The organism is Pseudomonas gingeri (assembly GCF_013385635.1).
In the GTDB taxonomy this organism is placed as follows: Bacteria; Pseudomonadota; Gammaproteobacteria; order Pseudomonadales; family Pseudomonadaceae; genus Aquipseudomonas; species Aquipseudomonas gingeri_A.
The window spans coordinates 207,616-222,259 of record NZ_JACAPR010000012.1; the positions used below are offsets into that span (position 1 = coordinate 207,616).

General features: G+C 62.6%; 11 protein-coding genes. 6 read left to right on the forward strand and 5 right to left on the reverse strand.

Annotation, left to right across the window (positions count from 1 at the left end):
* Positions 1-8: 8 nt before the first annotated feature.
* The 3 genes from HX851_RS39720 to HX851_RS39730 are packed head-to-tail and all read left to right on the forward strand — an operon-like array spanning position 9 to position 4,316.
* On the forward strand, positions 9-1,133 hold the full coding sequence (locus HX851_RS39720) for a GNAT family N-acetyltransferase (protein ID WP_177065251.1): 1,125 nt from the start codon (positions 9-11) through the stop codon (positions 1,131-1,133).
* A complete protein-coding gene (locus HX851_RS39725; protein WP_177057788.1) occupies positions 1,133-2,926 on the forward strand; it encodes a sensor histidine kinase in 1,794 nt (597 codons plus the stop codon). The genes HX851_RS39720 and HX851_RS39725 overlap by 1 nt, the downstream gene beginning before the upstream one ends.
* A complete protein-coding gene (locus tag HX851_RS39730) occupies positions 2,916-4,316 on the forward strand; it encodes a sigma-54-dependent transcriptional regulator (RefSeq protein ID WP_177065250.1) in 1,401 nt (466 codons plus the stop codon). The genes HX851_RS39725 and HX851_RS39730 overlap by 11 nt, the downstream gene beginning before the upstream one ends.
* A 275-nt stretch (positions 4,317-4,591) precedes the next feature.
* Here HX851_RS39730 and HX851_RS39735 read toward each other — a convergent pair whose 3' ends face one another.
* Both HX851_RS39735 and HX851_RS39740 read right to left on the reverse strand, forming a co-directional pair.
* Complete coding sequence (locus tag HX851_RS39735; RefSeq protein WP_177057790.1) at positions 4,592-5,248, reverse strand: DsbA family oxidoreductase; 657 nt, start codon at positions 5,246-5,248, stop codon at positions 4,592-4,594.
* 52 nt (positions 5,249-5,300) lie between these two features.
* Positions 5,301-6,293: an alpha/beta fold hydrolase gene (locus HX851_RS39740; RefSeq protein WP_177057791.1), complete on the reverse strand. Its 993-nt coding sequence runs from the start codon at positions 6,291-6,293 to the stop codon at positions 5,301-5,303.
* Between the two features lie 330 nt (positions 6,294-6,623).
* Between HX851_RS39740 and metR the strand changes: the two genes are divergently transcribed.
* Positions 6,624-7,541: a transcriptional regulator MetR gene (metR, locus tag HX851_RS39745; protein WP_177057792.1), complete on the forward strand. Its 918-nt coding sequence runs from the start codon at positions 6,624-6,626 to the stop codon at positions 7,539-7,541.
* 16 nt (positions 7,542-7,557) lie between these two features.
* On the opposite strand, the gene HX851_RS39750 is transcribed toward metR, so the two are convergent.
* The 3 genes from HX851_RS39750 to nosR form a co-directional block, all read right to left on the reverse strand.
* Positions 7,558-8,196 (reverse strand): LysE family translocator, encoded by a 639-nt coding sequence (locus HX851_RS39750; protein WP_177057793.1) that lies wholly within the window; start codon positions 8,194-8,196, stop codon positions 7,558-7,560.
* Positions 8,197-8,235: 39 nt separating this feature from the next.
* A complete protein-coding gene (locus HX851_RS39755; RefSeq protein WP_177065249.1) occupies positions 8,236-8,664 on the reverse strand; it encodes an NUDIX hydrolase in 429 nt (142 codons plus the stop codon).
* A 220-nt stretch (positions 8,665-8,884) separates the two neighbouring features.
* Positions 8,885-10,237, reverse strand: a complete 1,353-nt coding sequence (gene nosR / locus HX851_RS39760; protein ID WP_177065248.1) for a response regulator c-di-GMP phosphodiesterase, NosR family — start codon at positions 10,235-10,237, stop codon at positions 8,885-8,887.
* A gap of 247 nt (positions 10,238-10,484) precedes the next feature.
* On the opposite strand from nosR, the gene HX851_RS39765 reads away from it, so the two are divergent.
* A complete protein-coding gene (locus HX851_RS39765) occupies positions 10,485-12,749 on the forward strand; it encodes a putative bifunctional diguanylate cyclase/phosphodiesterase (RefSeq protein ID WP_177065247.1) in 2,265 nt (754 codons plus the stop codon).
* Positions 12,749-14,623 carry a putative bifunctional diguanylate cyclase/phosphodiesterase gene (locus HX851_RS39770; protein WP_177065246.1) on the forward strand — a complete coding sequence of 625 codons (1,875 nt, stop codon included), beginning with the start codon at positions 12,749-12,751 and terminating at the stop codon, positions 14,621-14,623. The genes HX851_RS39765 and HX851_RS39770 overlap by 1 nt, the downstream gene beginning before the upstream one ends.
* Positions 14,624-14,644 lie beyond the last annotated feature (21 nt).

Below are 14,644 nucleotides of genomic sequence, written 5' to 3' on the forward strand. Positions count from 1 at the left end.
AAAGACCCGTGATTACCGCCCAAGCCTTCTCTAGCATCGAGGCGATTGAACGCGCAGCCTGGAACGACTGTTTCCCGGGTGCGCTGGAGAATTGGGAGTACTACCTGGCGGTGGAAAAAGCCCGCATCGACGACTTCGAATGGCGCTACCTGGCGCTGTTCGAGGAGGGTCGGCTGCTGGCGGTCGCCCCCGCCTTCATCACCCGCTACAAGCTCGACACCACGGTGCAAGGCACCAGTAAACGCATTACCGGCTGGATCAATCGGATCCTGCCGGGCTTGCTCGAATTTCCCCTTTACGCCATCGGTTCGCCGGTGGCGGAACGCTGCAGTGCCGGCACCGCCAGCCATGTCCCCACGCAACAGCGCCAGGCGTTGCTGGAGCGCCTGCTGGTGCTGGCCCGCGAGGACGCCACGGCGCTGAAAATCCGCCTGACCGCGGTCAAGGACGCGCCCAGCGCCGACGACGACTGGAATGCCAGCTGCAAGGCCACCGGTTTCCAGAAGGTCCTCAGCCTGCCCAGCGCGCTGCTGCCGATCCCGTTCGGTTCGGTCGACGCGTACCTGGGCACCCTGGGCAAGTCCACCCGCAAGGACCTGCGGCGCAAGCTGCGGGCGCCGGGACCGCGGATCGAATGGCGACGTAATATCGATGACGTCCTGCCGCAGATCATGCGGCTGTACGAGGCGACCCTGGAGCGCAGCGAGACCCAGTTCGAACGCCTGCCGGCGGATTACTTCACCAGCGTGCTGGAACACCTGGACGAACGTGCGGCCTGTGTCCTTTACTGGATCGACGAGCAACTGGTGGCATTCAACCTGATCCTGCTGGACGGCGAACGGCTGATCGACAAATTCTTCGGCCATGACTTGAATCAGAGCCGCGAGCACAACCTGTATTTCCGCAGTTGGCTGGCCAATGTCGAGTACTGTATCCGTGAGGGCATCCCCCTCTACGAATGCGGCCAGGCCGGTTATGCCAGCAAGATTCGCCTGGGCTGTACCTTCCAGGGCAACAACCTGTTCTTTCACCATCGCAACTGGCTGATCAACAATGTCCTACGACTGGTCAAACTGTTTATCCGCCCGGACCGATTCGACCCTGCCATGGCTGCTGCGATAAGCGAAACCTGATGACTTCTACTCCAGAACGCCGCCGTAAACGTCGCCCCTTCTCGATCTCGCGCTGGAGTGTGCAACGCAAACTGCTGCTGGCGTTCTGGCTGGTCAGCGTGGTGCCGACCATGATCGCCGCCGAACTGGCGGCGACCACCCTGTCGCAGATCTTCGACAGCAACGTGCGCATCTGGCTGCAGGAGTCGACCAAGATCGTCAAGGACGAGATCAGCGAGATCCAGCGTGACAACGCCCGGGTCGCGCAACTGTTCCTGCTCTACACCCGGCCGCCGACCTCACGCCAGGCGGCCAAGCACGACAAGCTTACCGCCGACATCGCCGATGCCATGGGCATCGACCTGGTGGCACTGATCCGCACCCAGGACCACAAGGTGGTGTTCACCACCGAGCCCGACGATATCGTCAGCCAGATCAGCCTCGCGCCCAATGCGGTCCTGCAGACCATCAAGGTCGCCGGGGTACCGACCGGCGTGGTGGTCTCGACCTTCCAGACCTCGCAGGAAGGCGTCGACTACCAACTGTTGATCGCCACCTACCTGGACAGCAGCTTCCTCAACAGCGTGGCGGACGTGCACTCCCTCGACCTGCGCCTGTACCTGGCGAACTCCAAGGGTTTTTCCGAGATTTTCTCGACCCAGCGCTTCGAAGACCACCCGTTGCAGATCCCGGCGAAAATCGAAAAGACCTTGCGTGACACCCGCCTGCCCAGCGAACTGTTCACCAACCGCTACAGCGGCCTGTACTGGCCGATCTTCAACGATACCGGTGACCTGCAGGGCGTGATCTTCAGCGGCCTGCTGCGCCACAGCAGCCTGGTCGGCCTGGTCAACCAGAGCAACCTGTTCATCCTGATCTTCCTGATGGGCTCGGCGCTGTCCCTGAGCGTCGGCTGGCTGGTCTCGCAGCGCCTGACCCAACCGTTGCGCGGCCTCTCCGAAGGCGTGCGGGCGGTGATCTCCGGCAACTACAGCAAGCGCATTCCGGTCACCGGCAGCGACGAACTGGCCGAGCTGAGCCATACCTTCAACCACATGACCGAACGCCTGGGCGAGCTGCACCATCTCGAAGCCCAGCTGCGCCGCCGCGATCGCCTGCACGCGCTGGGCGAGGTCGCCATGGGCCTGGCCCATGAAATCCGCAACCCGCTGGGCATCATCAAGACCGCCACCCAATTGCTGCACCGCAGGGCCAACCTGCCGGATACCGACAAGCGCCACCTGGAATACGTGATCAGCGAAGTGTCGCGGATCAACGACCTGATCACCGAGTTCCTCGACTTTGCCAAGCCGAGCGCGCCGATCCGCTCGATCCAACCGGCACGGGAACTGGCCGAGGAGATCCTCGGTTTCTGTGCGCCGGAGCTGGCCACCCACAACATCGATGCACGGATCGACGACCAGGCACCCGGCGCCACCCTGTACGCCGACGCCCGGCAACTCAAGCAGGCCTGCCTGAACCTGATCCTCAACGCCATCGACGCCATGCCCAAGGGCGGCCGCCTGACCCTGGGCATTGCCAAGGACCAGGAAAACACCATCATCAGCGTCTCCGACACCGGCCAGGGTATCGAACCGGACATGATCGAACGGATCTTCACGCCGTTTGTCACCACCAAGGCCTCGGGCACCGGCCTGGGCCTGGCGAAGGTCTTCTCGATCATGGAAAACCATGACGGACGGGTCGAGTGCATCAGCGAGAAAGATGCAGGCGCGAGCTTCAAGCTGTACATTCCGGCCCATGGCGAAGACCTGGATGTCGAGGATGACGAGGAACACGACGATGACGCATAAGGTGCTGGTGGTCGATGACGAACCCAAGCTCTGCGACCTGCTCAGTTCGGCCCTGAGCCAGAACGAGATCCAGGTATTCACCGCCGGCAACGGTATCCAGGCCCTGGTGGTGCTGGATCAGGAAGACATCGACCTGGTCATCAGCGACTGGCGCATGCCCGGCATGGACGGCCCGCAACTGCTGGCCGAGATAAAACTGCGTTTTCCGCAGTTGCCGGTCATCGTGATGACGGCCTACAGCACCGTGAAAAACGCCGTGCAGTCGATGCGCAATGGCGCCTTCGACTACATCGCCAAGCCCTTCGATATCGACGAGCTGGACATCACCGTCAGCAAGGCCCTGCAGTTTCGCGACATCCTGCGCGACAACGCGCGGATGCGCGCCGAGCTCGACGAACACCAGCAGATCGACAGCCTGGTGGGCGACAGCCCGGCCTTCCGCCGGGTCCTGCAAGCAGTGGACTCGGTCCGTGACAGCAGTGCCACCATCCTGCTGACCGGCGAAAGCGGCACCGGCAAGGAAATGGTCGCCAGGGCGATCCACAAGCACGGCAACCGCGCCGACAAGCCGTTTGTCGCGGTGAACTGCGCGGCCATTCCCGAAGGCCTGCTGGAAAGCGAAATGTTCGGTCACCGCAAGGGCGCCTTTACCGGTGCCGTCTCCGACCGCGTCGGGCGTTTCATGCAGGCGGACAAGGGCACGCTGTTCCTCGATGAAGTCGGCGACATGCCGCTGGCGTTGCAGGCGAAGATCCTGCGCGCCCTGCAGGAGCGGGTGATCGAGCCGGTGGGTGATCCGCGCGAACGCAAGGTCGATGTGCGGGTGATTGCCGCGACCAACAAGAACCTGCTCGAAGCGGTGGCGAACAAGGAGTTTCGCGAAGACTTGTATTACCGCCTCAACGTCTTCCCGATTCCCCTGCCCGCCCTGCGCGAGCGGGTCGAAGACATCGCCCCGCTAGCCCGGCATTTCGCCCATTCGCTGGGGGCCAGCGCCGGCAAGCGCATCAGCGGTTTCAGCCCGCAGGCCATGCAGGCCATGGCCAACTACAGCTGGCCGGGCAATATCCGTGAGCTGCAGAACTGCGTGGAACGGGCGACCATTGTCGCCGCCAGTCCGGTGATCGAGGAAAGCGACCTGCCGGCCTACCTGTTTGCCCCGCAGTCAGCGGAACCGGGCAACGCGGCGGCGGCCCTGAGCGTCGGCGCGGCGGTACCGAAGGACCTCGACGCGGCCTTGGCGGAAGTGGAGAAGGCCTACATCCTCGCCGCGCTGCATGAAACCAATGGGGTCCAGGCCGCCGCGGCGCAGATGATCGGGATTTCCGAGCGCAGCTTCTGGTATCGCCTGAAGAAGCTGGCGATCCAGGTGGACAAGATCATTCGCTGAACATCCTGGGCAGCGACGGTAGCAAACGCCTGAGGGAGGAATTCTGTGAGAGGGGGCTCGCGGGAAGGAGCTCTGTGAGAGGGGCTGGTGTGGAAATGGCTTGTGTGGGAGCGGGCTTGTGTGGGAGCGGGCTTGCCCGCGAAGAGGCCCTCAAGGGCGCCAAAAGCTTCGGGGGCAAGCCCCCTCCCACAAGACCACCTCCCAAACAAGCCATTTCCCCACAAGCCCACGTCTACACCAGCCAGCTCCTGCACCAGCCAGCTCCCCCATCAAGGTCAGGCCTTGGCGGATTCGGCGATGATCTGCCGGATCGCGCCGACAAAGGTCTCCACCGGCTGCCCGCCACTCACCGCGTACTGATCGTTGAAGACGATGGTCGGCACCGAGCTGACCCCGCGCGATACCCACAACTGCTCCTGCTCACGGACCTCGGCGGCATACTCGTCGGAGACGAGAATGGCCTCGGCGCGCTGGCGGTCCAGGCCGACGCTCTCGGCGATCAGGCTCAACTGGGCATGATCGGACGGATTGCCCTGGTCGGTGAAGTAGGCCTTGAACAAGGCTTCCTTGAGGTTGTACTGGCGCCCTTCCAGGCCGGCCCAATGCAACAGTCGATGGGCATCGAAGGTGTTGTAGATACGGCTGTCGCCGCTGGTGCGGAAACTGAAGCCCACCTCGGCCCCACGCTCGCGGATCATCTCGCGGTTTTTCTGTGACTGCTCCGGCGTCGAGCCGTACTTCTGGGTGATGTGCTCGGTGATGTTCTGCCCTTCGGCGCCCATCTTCGGGTTCAGCTCGAACGGCTGGAAATGAATCTCGGCCTGGACCTCGGCGCCCAGGCGATCCAGCGCCTCGGTCAGGCCGCGCAGGCCGATCACGCACCAGGGGCAGGAAACATCACTGACAAAATCGATTTTCAACGGGGTACTCATGATCAACCTCACAGGCATTGATTCGCCGTAAAGCCTGCACGATACACCCGACTCAGAGTTGCGCCCAGTGGCTGACGTCCTGCTGGTGCTGACGCAGATAAGGCAGCACCGCCGCCAGCAACGGCGCCTTGAACGCCTCCTGGAAACGGTGGGCCAGCCCCGGGATCAGCACCAGTTGGCTGCCCTGGATATGCGCCGCCAGGTGCACCCCGTGCATCACCGGCAACAACGGATCGGCGGTGCCATGCACCACCAGGGTCGGTACCCGCAGCTGGTTGAGCAAGGGCACGCGGCTCGGTTCGGCGAGAATGGCCATGATCTGGCGCTTCACCCCTTCCGGATTGAACGCCCGGTCATAGGACGTCGCCGCCTGCTGCAACAGCTTGTGCCGGTCATCGCGGACCTCCGGGCTGCCCAGCGCCGCCAGCAGGTCGGCCTGCTGTTCGATCGCCACCTCGCGATTCGGCGCACTGCGTCGCGACAGCAACTGCACCAGGGCCGCACTCGGCGCCGGCAGGCCTTCGGCGCCGGAACTGGTCATCACCAGCGTCAGGCTCTCGACCCGCTGCGGGGCCATGGCCGCGACATGCTGGGCGATCATGCCGCCCATGCTCGCGCCCAGCACGTGGAACTGCTCGATCTGCAAGGCATCCATCAAGCCCAGCGCATCGCCGGCCATATCGGTCAGACTGTACGGCGCAGCCACCGGCAGGCCGAGCTTGTAGCGCAGGACCTCGAAGGTCAGGTTGGCGCTCGCCGGCGCCTGACGCCAGCTCGACAGGCCGACATCGCGGTTGTCATAACGAATCACCCGGAAACCCTGCTGGCAGAGAGCGACCACCACTTCATCCGGCCAGTGGATCAACTGCCCACCCAGGCCCATGATCAGCAGCAAGGCCGGATCCGAGGCACGCCCGATACTCTGGTAGGCCAGGCTGACCTGAGCCAGGTCGACATGCTCGGTTGGAACATTGACATCACATCGAGAAGCCGCAAAGGACGGCAGGCCGAACAACAGTGCGGCCAGGAGAATAACTACACGCATGAAAAAACACCGAAACGCAGAACCCCAGTAGAGCGCGAGTCTGATGAAATCTGTTCAAGCGCGCTGCCACAGTTCAATGACAGTTTGATGAAGATTGCCAGGGATGTGTCCCTTGAGTGTTGCGCCGCCCTTCCGGACGCCATCGCCGGCAAGCCGGCTCCCACAGGACCTGTGGAACCCGTAGCCCCTGTGGGAGCTGGCTTGCCAGCGAAGACGACCGATCAGACGCCACAGCCCCCGAGGCTGACGGCTGCTGGTCGACAGCCGCCCCTGCATGAGACAAACTCACCCCTTGCGCGTTCATTACAAACTTTGCTCATGGAGCTCCTGGTGCTGGAAATCCGTCACTTGAAAACCCTGCACGCCCTGCGTGAAGCCGACAGCCTGGTGGAAGCCGCCGAGCGCCTGCACCTGACACAGTCGGCCTTGTCCCACCAGTTCAAGGAACTGGAAGAGCGCATGGGCATGCCATTGTTCGTGCGCAAGACCAAGCCGGTACGCTTCACCAGCGCCGGTTTGCGCCTGCTGCAACTGGCGGACGCCACCTTGCCGCTGCTGCGCGGGGCGGAACGGGATATCGCGCGGCTGGCCGGCGGCACCGCGGGGCGGCTGCACATGGCGATCGAGTGCCACAGTTGCTTCCAGTGGCTGATGCCGACCATCGACCAGTTCCGCGATGCCTGGCCGGAAGTCGAACTGGACCTGGCCTCCGGTTTTTCCTTCGCTCCGCTGCCGGCCCTGGCGCGCGGCGACCTGGACCTGGTGGTGACCTCCGACCCACTGGAGCTGGCGGGTATCACCTATGTGCCGCTGTTCACCTATGAGGCGATGCTCGCGGTCGCCAACCAGCATCCGCTGGCGAACAAGGCCTATATCGTGCCCGAGGACCTGCTCAAGGAAACCCTGATCACCTACCCGGTGGAACGCGACCGGCTGGATATCTTCACCCGCTTCCTGGAACCTGCGGATATCGAACCGGCCCAGGTGCGTACCTCGGAGCTGACGGTGATGATGATGCAATTGGTGGCCAGCGGCCGGGGTGTCTGCGGCATGCCCCACTGGGCGCTGCACGAATACAGCTCACGGGGTTATGTGAAGGCCAAGCGCCTGGGTGAGAAAGGCCTGTTCGCCACGCTGTACGCGGCGATCCGCGCGGACATGCTCGATGCCCCCTATATGCGCGACTTCCTGCTGACGGCCAAGGACACTTCGTTCTCGACCCTGGATGGCGTCAGCGCGGTCCGCTGACACCCATCACTCCCGCTCAAGCCGTACGGCGTTGTTCGAGCATCAGGCGCACGGCCAGCCCGGCCAGCACGAAACCCATGAAATAACGTTGCACCGCCAGCCACAGCGGGTTGTGCATGAACCAGGCGGCGAGGCCGCCGGCGAACAGCGCGATCAGCAGATTGACGATGAAACTGACGCTGATCTGGGTCACGCCGAGCATCAGGCTCTGGGCGAATACCGAACCGTGCTCCGGGGTAATGAACTGCGGAAACACCGAGAGGTAGAACACCGCGATCTTCGGGTTCAGGGCACTGGTGAGAAAGCCCATGGCGATCAGCCGCGCCGACGAGTCCGGTGGCAACTGGCGGGGCTCGAACGGCGAGCGGGCACCCGGCTTGAGCGCCTGCCAGGCCAGCCACAGCAGGTACAGCGCACCGGCCCACTTGAGCACTTCATAGGCCACCGGCACGGCCATGAACACTGCGGTCAGCCCCACCGCGGCGGCAAACAGATGGATGAAGAAGCCGCCCACCACCCCGAGCAGTGACACCACCCCGGCCTTGGGCCCCTGGCAGATGGAGCGGGAAATCAGGTAGATCATGTTCGGTCCCGGCGTCAGGACCATCAACAGGCAGGCGGCGGCGAACAGCAGCAACTCTTGGGCGGGAATCATGGACGGTCCTTGTTCGACAAAAAACAGGTTCGGCCGGGATCAGACAGTGGCCTGCAGCGAGGCACGATAAAACGGCAGGATCAGGTCCCGTGTCAATGGCGCCAGGCACAGATTGCCGTCGGTAGCGGGATCGATCCACACCACCTCTTCGATCTCGGCCGCAGGCTCGACTGCTTCGGTGATAGTGAGCAGAAACAGTTCGGCAGTGACGTCGAAACCGGGCTCATTGGCGGCCGGTGCGCAGAATTGCCCGAGGTAGCGCACGGCAGCGGGATCGACGCGCAATCCCAACTCCTCCTCAAGCTCGCGGGCCAGGGCCTTGGCCGGTTGCTCATGGGCTTCGATTTTGCCACCGGGCTGCATGAAGGCCTGGGTGCCACGCTTGCGCACCAGCAAGGTTCGGCCATCGGGACCGATCAACAGGGCGGCGGCGATACGGATAGTCCTGGAAGAGGAAAAGGCGGTCATGGTCTCGACACCGTCCTGAAAAAGGCCGCCAGGATCACATCCTGGGAGGCCGACAGGCAAGCGCAAACACAGCCCCTACAACGACCGCGTACACCTCGGGAAGTCCGGATGCACGCCGTACTGTAGGAGCCGGCTTGCCGGCGATGAGGCCTTCGAGCCTTGCGGTGCCCACCCGGACGCCTCGCCGGCAAGCCGGCTCCTACACGTCGTCGGGGCAGGTTCAGGTTGTCTGCTCCAGCTGTGCCACCTCCTCGGGCACCTTGACGAAAACGCTGTACTTGGCTTTCTCCATGGCCTCGAAGCTGATCAGCTTCTCCACCAGCAGAGCACTCAACACCTTGCCGGCATTGAGCAGCAACATGCCGTTGTCGGCATTGAGGTTGCGCGCCAGGATCATGCCCGCCACCAGCTCGCGGGTCTCCAGGACCTTGACACTCGGATCGCCGGCGGTGACGTCACTCAGGTGGTCGGCGCAGACCTTGACGAAGGCCTCGACCAGTTCCGGGTCGTACAGGCGGCCCGCATACTTGCGAATAAACACCAGGGCTTCGTCGCTGTTCATCTGCCGTTCGAGAATCAGCCCGCGCTGCAACTCGACAAAATCGACGGCCAGTTTCAGCACTCGCGAACCGTGGGGAATCGCCTCGCCCTTGAGGTGGTCGGGGAAACCGCTGCCGTCCCAGCGCTCCTGATGATGCAGGATCAACCGGGCCGCGTCCTGCATCGGCTCCAGGGTCATCAGCAATGACTCGCTCTGTTTCGGATAGCTGCGATAACGCTCGCGATCGGTATGGTGCAGCAGGTCCGCCGGCGCGCCCATCATGCCGTCGGTCCAGCTCATCTTGCCGATATTGTGCAGGGCGGCCGCCATGGCCAGGTTACGGGTATCGGCTTCGTCCATCTCGTGGGCCTTGCACCAGGCCTTCACCAGATCGATGATCGCCCGGTTGGTCTGCTTGTCCTGGGGCAGACGCCACTCGACCATCCGCGAAAACACCTCGGCGGTCACCGCATAGCTGCGCTTGAGCTCTTCATAGGCCAGGTCGAGCATGTCGGCGGTCTGCTGGACTTCACTGGTGCGCGCCAGCACGCGTTTTTCCAGGGTCGCGTTGAGCGTCTGCAACTGCTGGTTCTGTTCCCGGGCCAGCACTTGCAGACGCTGACGCTCACTTTCCGAGTGCTGGAATGCCAATGCCTGGCGTACCGTCAGCATCAGTTCTTCGTCGTTCCAGGGCTTGCTGATATAGCGGTAGATCTGCCCTTCGTTGATCGCCTTGATGATCATGTCCATATCGGCATAACCGGTCAGCAGAATTCTCAGCGTGGCGGGATACAGCTCATGAATGCGCGCCAGCAGCGTCGCACCGTCCATGTTCGGCATGCGTGCATCGCTGATGACCAGGTCAATGGATTGCCCGGCCATGATTTCCAGGGCCTTGGCCCCGCTGTCGGCCAGGAACAGCTCATAGGGCTGGCTGCGCAGCAGGCGGCGCAGGCTATTGATAATCGATTCTTCGTCATCGACCAACAGGACACGGGGCCTGGTCACGGAAACGACGGCGGGTTCATCCATGGTGCACCTCATGTCAGCGTAGGACTTTCGAGTGCGGGATCTCTAAATGGCCGACGATCCCTGTCTTCGCCCTTAGGGTAGATTTTTATCGCCGCCGCGACCACCGATGGATGCAACTATTTCGACATCGGTACACAAGTCGATCTATGCTCCTGGCAGTCGAGCGCGCAGTCGTTGTGTGCCCATCGGGAAAGGATTTCTGCATGCATTCGGTACATTTCGACAGTCATACGATCCGGGCCCTGTGATGAGCAGCGTGGCGGACCGGATTAACCGTCGTATCCTGATCATTGACGACACGGCGTCGATCCATGAAGACTTCCGCAAGATTCTCTGCCCGCACGTCGTCGAAGACGACCTGCAATCGGCCGAGGAAGCCTTGTTCGGTACCACCGTCAGCCGTTCGCAATACGTTTTCGAACTGGACTCCGCGTTCCAGGGCCAGGAAGGCCTGGCCAGGGTCGAACAGGCGCTGGCCGGGGATCGCCCCTACGCCATGGCCTTTATCGACATGCGCATGCCACCCGGCTGGGATGGCCTGGAAACCATCGAACGGCTCTGGCAGGTCGACCCCAAGCTGCAGATCGCCCTGTGCACCGCCTACTCCGACTACTCGCTGGAGGACATGCACGAACGCGTCGACATGGGCGATCGCCTGTTGATCCTGAAAAAGCCGTTCGATGCGATCGAGATCCGCCAACTGGCCAGCGCCCTGACCGCCAAATGGCAGATGACCGAAGACGCGGCGCTGAAGATGGACCAGCTCGAACAAGCCGTCGAAGAGCGTACCCGCGAATTGTCCGATGCCAATATCATCGTGCAGAACAGCCCGACCATTCTCTACCGCCTGCGGGGCGAGCCGTCGTTTCCGCTGATGTATATCTCCCACAACATCACCAAGTTCGGCCATGTGGCCAAGGAACTGGTGGGCTCGGACGATTGGCGCGACGTGCTGATTCACGCCGAGGACCAGGCCAAGGTCGACACGGCCATGGCCCGGGTCCTGGACAAGGACGCCCTGGGTGCCTCCATCGAATACCGCCTGCGCACCGGCGACGGCCACTGGCGCTGGGTCGAGAACCGCTACGTGCCGGTGCGCGATGGCGAAGGTCGCCTGCTTGAGGTCGAAGGCATCATCATCGACATCACCGAGCGCAAGCTGGCCGAGGAGAAGATCGCCCTGCTCGCCCGCACCGACGGACTCACCGGGCTGGCCAACCGCTCGACCATGATCGAGCGCCTGCACCAGAGCTTCGCCGCCGCCCAGCGCGGCGCCTCGCCGTTCGCGGTGTTCTACCTCGACCTGGACCACTTCAAGCGCATCAACGATACCCTCGGCCATCCGGTGGGTGACCTGCTGCTGCAGGAAGTCTCCCGTCGCATCAAGAACTGTACACGTGAAACCGACGTCGTGGCGCGACTCGGCGGCGACGAGTTCGCCGTGCTGCAAACCGAAATGAGCGACCCGGCCGTCTCCGGGGCATTGGCGGCGAAGATCCGCAATGCCCTGGTCGAACCCTATAGCCTCGATGGCAACGATGTGCGGATCTCCGTCAGCATCGGCATCAGCACCTACGCTCCGGACAGCGATAATGCCGACACCCTGCTGGTGCAGGCCGACATGGCCCTGTACCGCTCAAAGGAACAGGGCCGCAACCAGTACCACTTCCATTCCGAGGAGATCAACCAGGAAGTCACCGACCGTGTCGCCATTGCCAATGACCTGAAACACGCTATCGAGCACAACGAGCTGGAGTTGCACTATCTGCCTGAAGTCGACCTGGCCAGCGGCAAGATCCTCGGCATGGAGGCGCTGGTACGCTGGAACCATCCCGAACGCGGCCTGCTCGGGGCCGATGTGTTTATTCCGGCGGCGGAAAAGACCGGCACCATCGTCGCCCTCGGTCACTGGGTGCTGGACCGGGCCTGCCAGCAGATGCGCCAATGGCGTGACGAAGGCATGGCACCGCCGGTGATCGCGATCAACCTGTCACTGGTCCAACTCAAGAGTGGCGGCGAACTGGTTCGCGACGTGGTGAACACCACGGCCAAGTGGGGTATTTCGCCCGCGGACCTGGAGTTCGATGTCACCGAGGCGACCCTGGCTCAGACCAAATGGACACAGAACGACGTGCTGCCGCAGTTGCGCGAACTCGGGGTGAAGATCGCCATTGACGATTTCGGCACCGACTATTCGTCGTTCGACTACCTCAGGACCTACCGGGTCAATCACCTGAAACTGGCCCAGTCGTTTATCCATCACGCGACCCAGGATGCCGAGAGCGCCAATACCCTGCGTGCCATCATCAACTTCGCCCGGGAAGTCGGGATCGGCATCATCGCCGAAGGCGTGGAAACCCTGGAGCAGCGCAGCTCGCTGATTTCCACCGGCTCACCGATGAACGCCCAGGGCTATTACTTCAGCAAGGCCGTCGACAGCCAGCACGCCTCGCAGTTGTTGCAGGTGGGCAATATAAACCCTGAAACACCGTTCGATCGCGAGGTGCAGTGATGAACGTCCTGGCCGGCGCCGCCAACCGGCGCATCCTGATCATCGATGACACCACCTCGATTCATGATGACTTTCGCAAGATCCTCGGTCCGGAGCAGGACGATGAACTGAGCCTGGACGCCACCGAAACCTTGCTGTTCGGTGTTTCCACGCCGCAGCGCCAGACCTTCGAACTGGACTCCGCGTACCAGGGCCAGGAAGCCCTGGAACTGGTGAAACTCGCGCAGGCCGCCAGTCGCCCCTACGCCATGGCCTTTATCGACATGCGCATGCCACCCGGCTGGGACGGCCTGGAAACCATCGAGCGGCTGTGGAAGATCGCCCCGGACCTGCAGATCGCCCTGTGTACGGCCTATTCGGACTACTCCTGGGAATCCATGGCCGACCGCCTGGAGTTCGGCGATCAGTTGCTGATCCTGAAAAAGCCCTTCGACAGCCTGGAAATCCGCCAGATGGCCAGTGCCCTGACCTGGAAATGGCAACTGGCCCAGGACATGGCCACACGGATGTCCGATCTGGAACGGACGATCGAGGAACGGGTCCAGGAACTGTTGCAGGTCTCGCGCCTGCTGCAATTCGATGTACTGACCGAACTGCCCAACAGTACCCTGCTCGGTGACCGCCTGGGCCAGGCGATCGCCCTGGCCCGGCGCCACGATGAACAGGTGGCGGTGATGTTCCTCGGCCTGGATCGCTTCAAGCGCATCAACAATGCGCTCGGCCATCCGGCCGGCGATGAAATGCTCAAGCATGTAGCAAACTGCTTGATCGGCGCGTTGCGCCAGTCGGACTCGGTGTTTCGCTACGGCTCCGACGAGTTTGTCCTGGTGCTGCCCGATATCGCCCATCCCCACCAGACCAAGGGGATCGCCGAAAAGGCCCTCGCCGCGGTGAACACACCGCTGGAGGTGGCCGGGCATGATCTGCGGGTCACCGCAAGCCTGGGCATAAGCATCTACCCCGAAGATGGCATGGATGCGCTGAGCCTGATCAAGAAGGCTGAAACGGCCATGCGCAGCGCCAAGGAACACGCTGCCAACGGTTTCGCCTTTTTCATCGAAGACATGAACCAGCGCGCTCGCGAGCAGCAGTCCATCGAGTCCGGTATCCGCCTGGCCCTGGAACGTGATGAGTTCGTGTTGCACTACCAGCCCAAGCTGGACCTGAGCCAGAGCATTGTGGTCGGCGCCGAAGCGCTGATCCGCTGGCGCCACCCTGAACGTGGCTGGATCTACCCCGGCGAGTTTATCCCGGTGGCCGAAGACAGCGGCCTGATCGTCCCGCTGAGCCGCTGGGTACTGCGCCAGGCCTGTGCCCAGTCCGTGAGCTGGCAGCAGCAAGGGTTGGCCCCCATCATCATGTCCGTGAATGTCTCGGCGATCGACTTCCGACAGCGGGGTTTTCTCAAGGGTATCGAGCAGGTGCTGGAGGAAACCGGCCTGGCCCCCGGGCTGCTGGAACTGGAAATCACCGAAAGCGTACTGATGCAGAACGTCGAGGCCACGGTCGAGTTGTTGCGTGAGATCAAGGCCCTGGGTATCCGCCTGGCGATCGACGATTTCGGCACCGGCTATTCCAGCCTCAGCTACCTGCAACGCTTCCCTATCGACGTATTGAAGATCGACCAGTCGTTCGTGCGCAATCTCAAGGGTGACGGCAACGATGCCGCACTGGTCAACGCGATCATCAGCCTGGGCAAGAGCCTGAGCCTGAACATCATCGCCGAAGGTGTGGAAACCCTGGAACAGCTGGACTTTCTCAGGGCTCATGACTGCGAAGAAGCCCAGGGTTACTACTTCAGCAAAGCCGTTGAAGCCGACGAGTTCGCCCGCCTGCTGAAGAACCGGCGCTTCGAAACGCCGGGACACGACTGATTGACACCACCGCCCTGACCG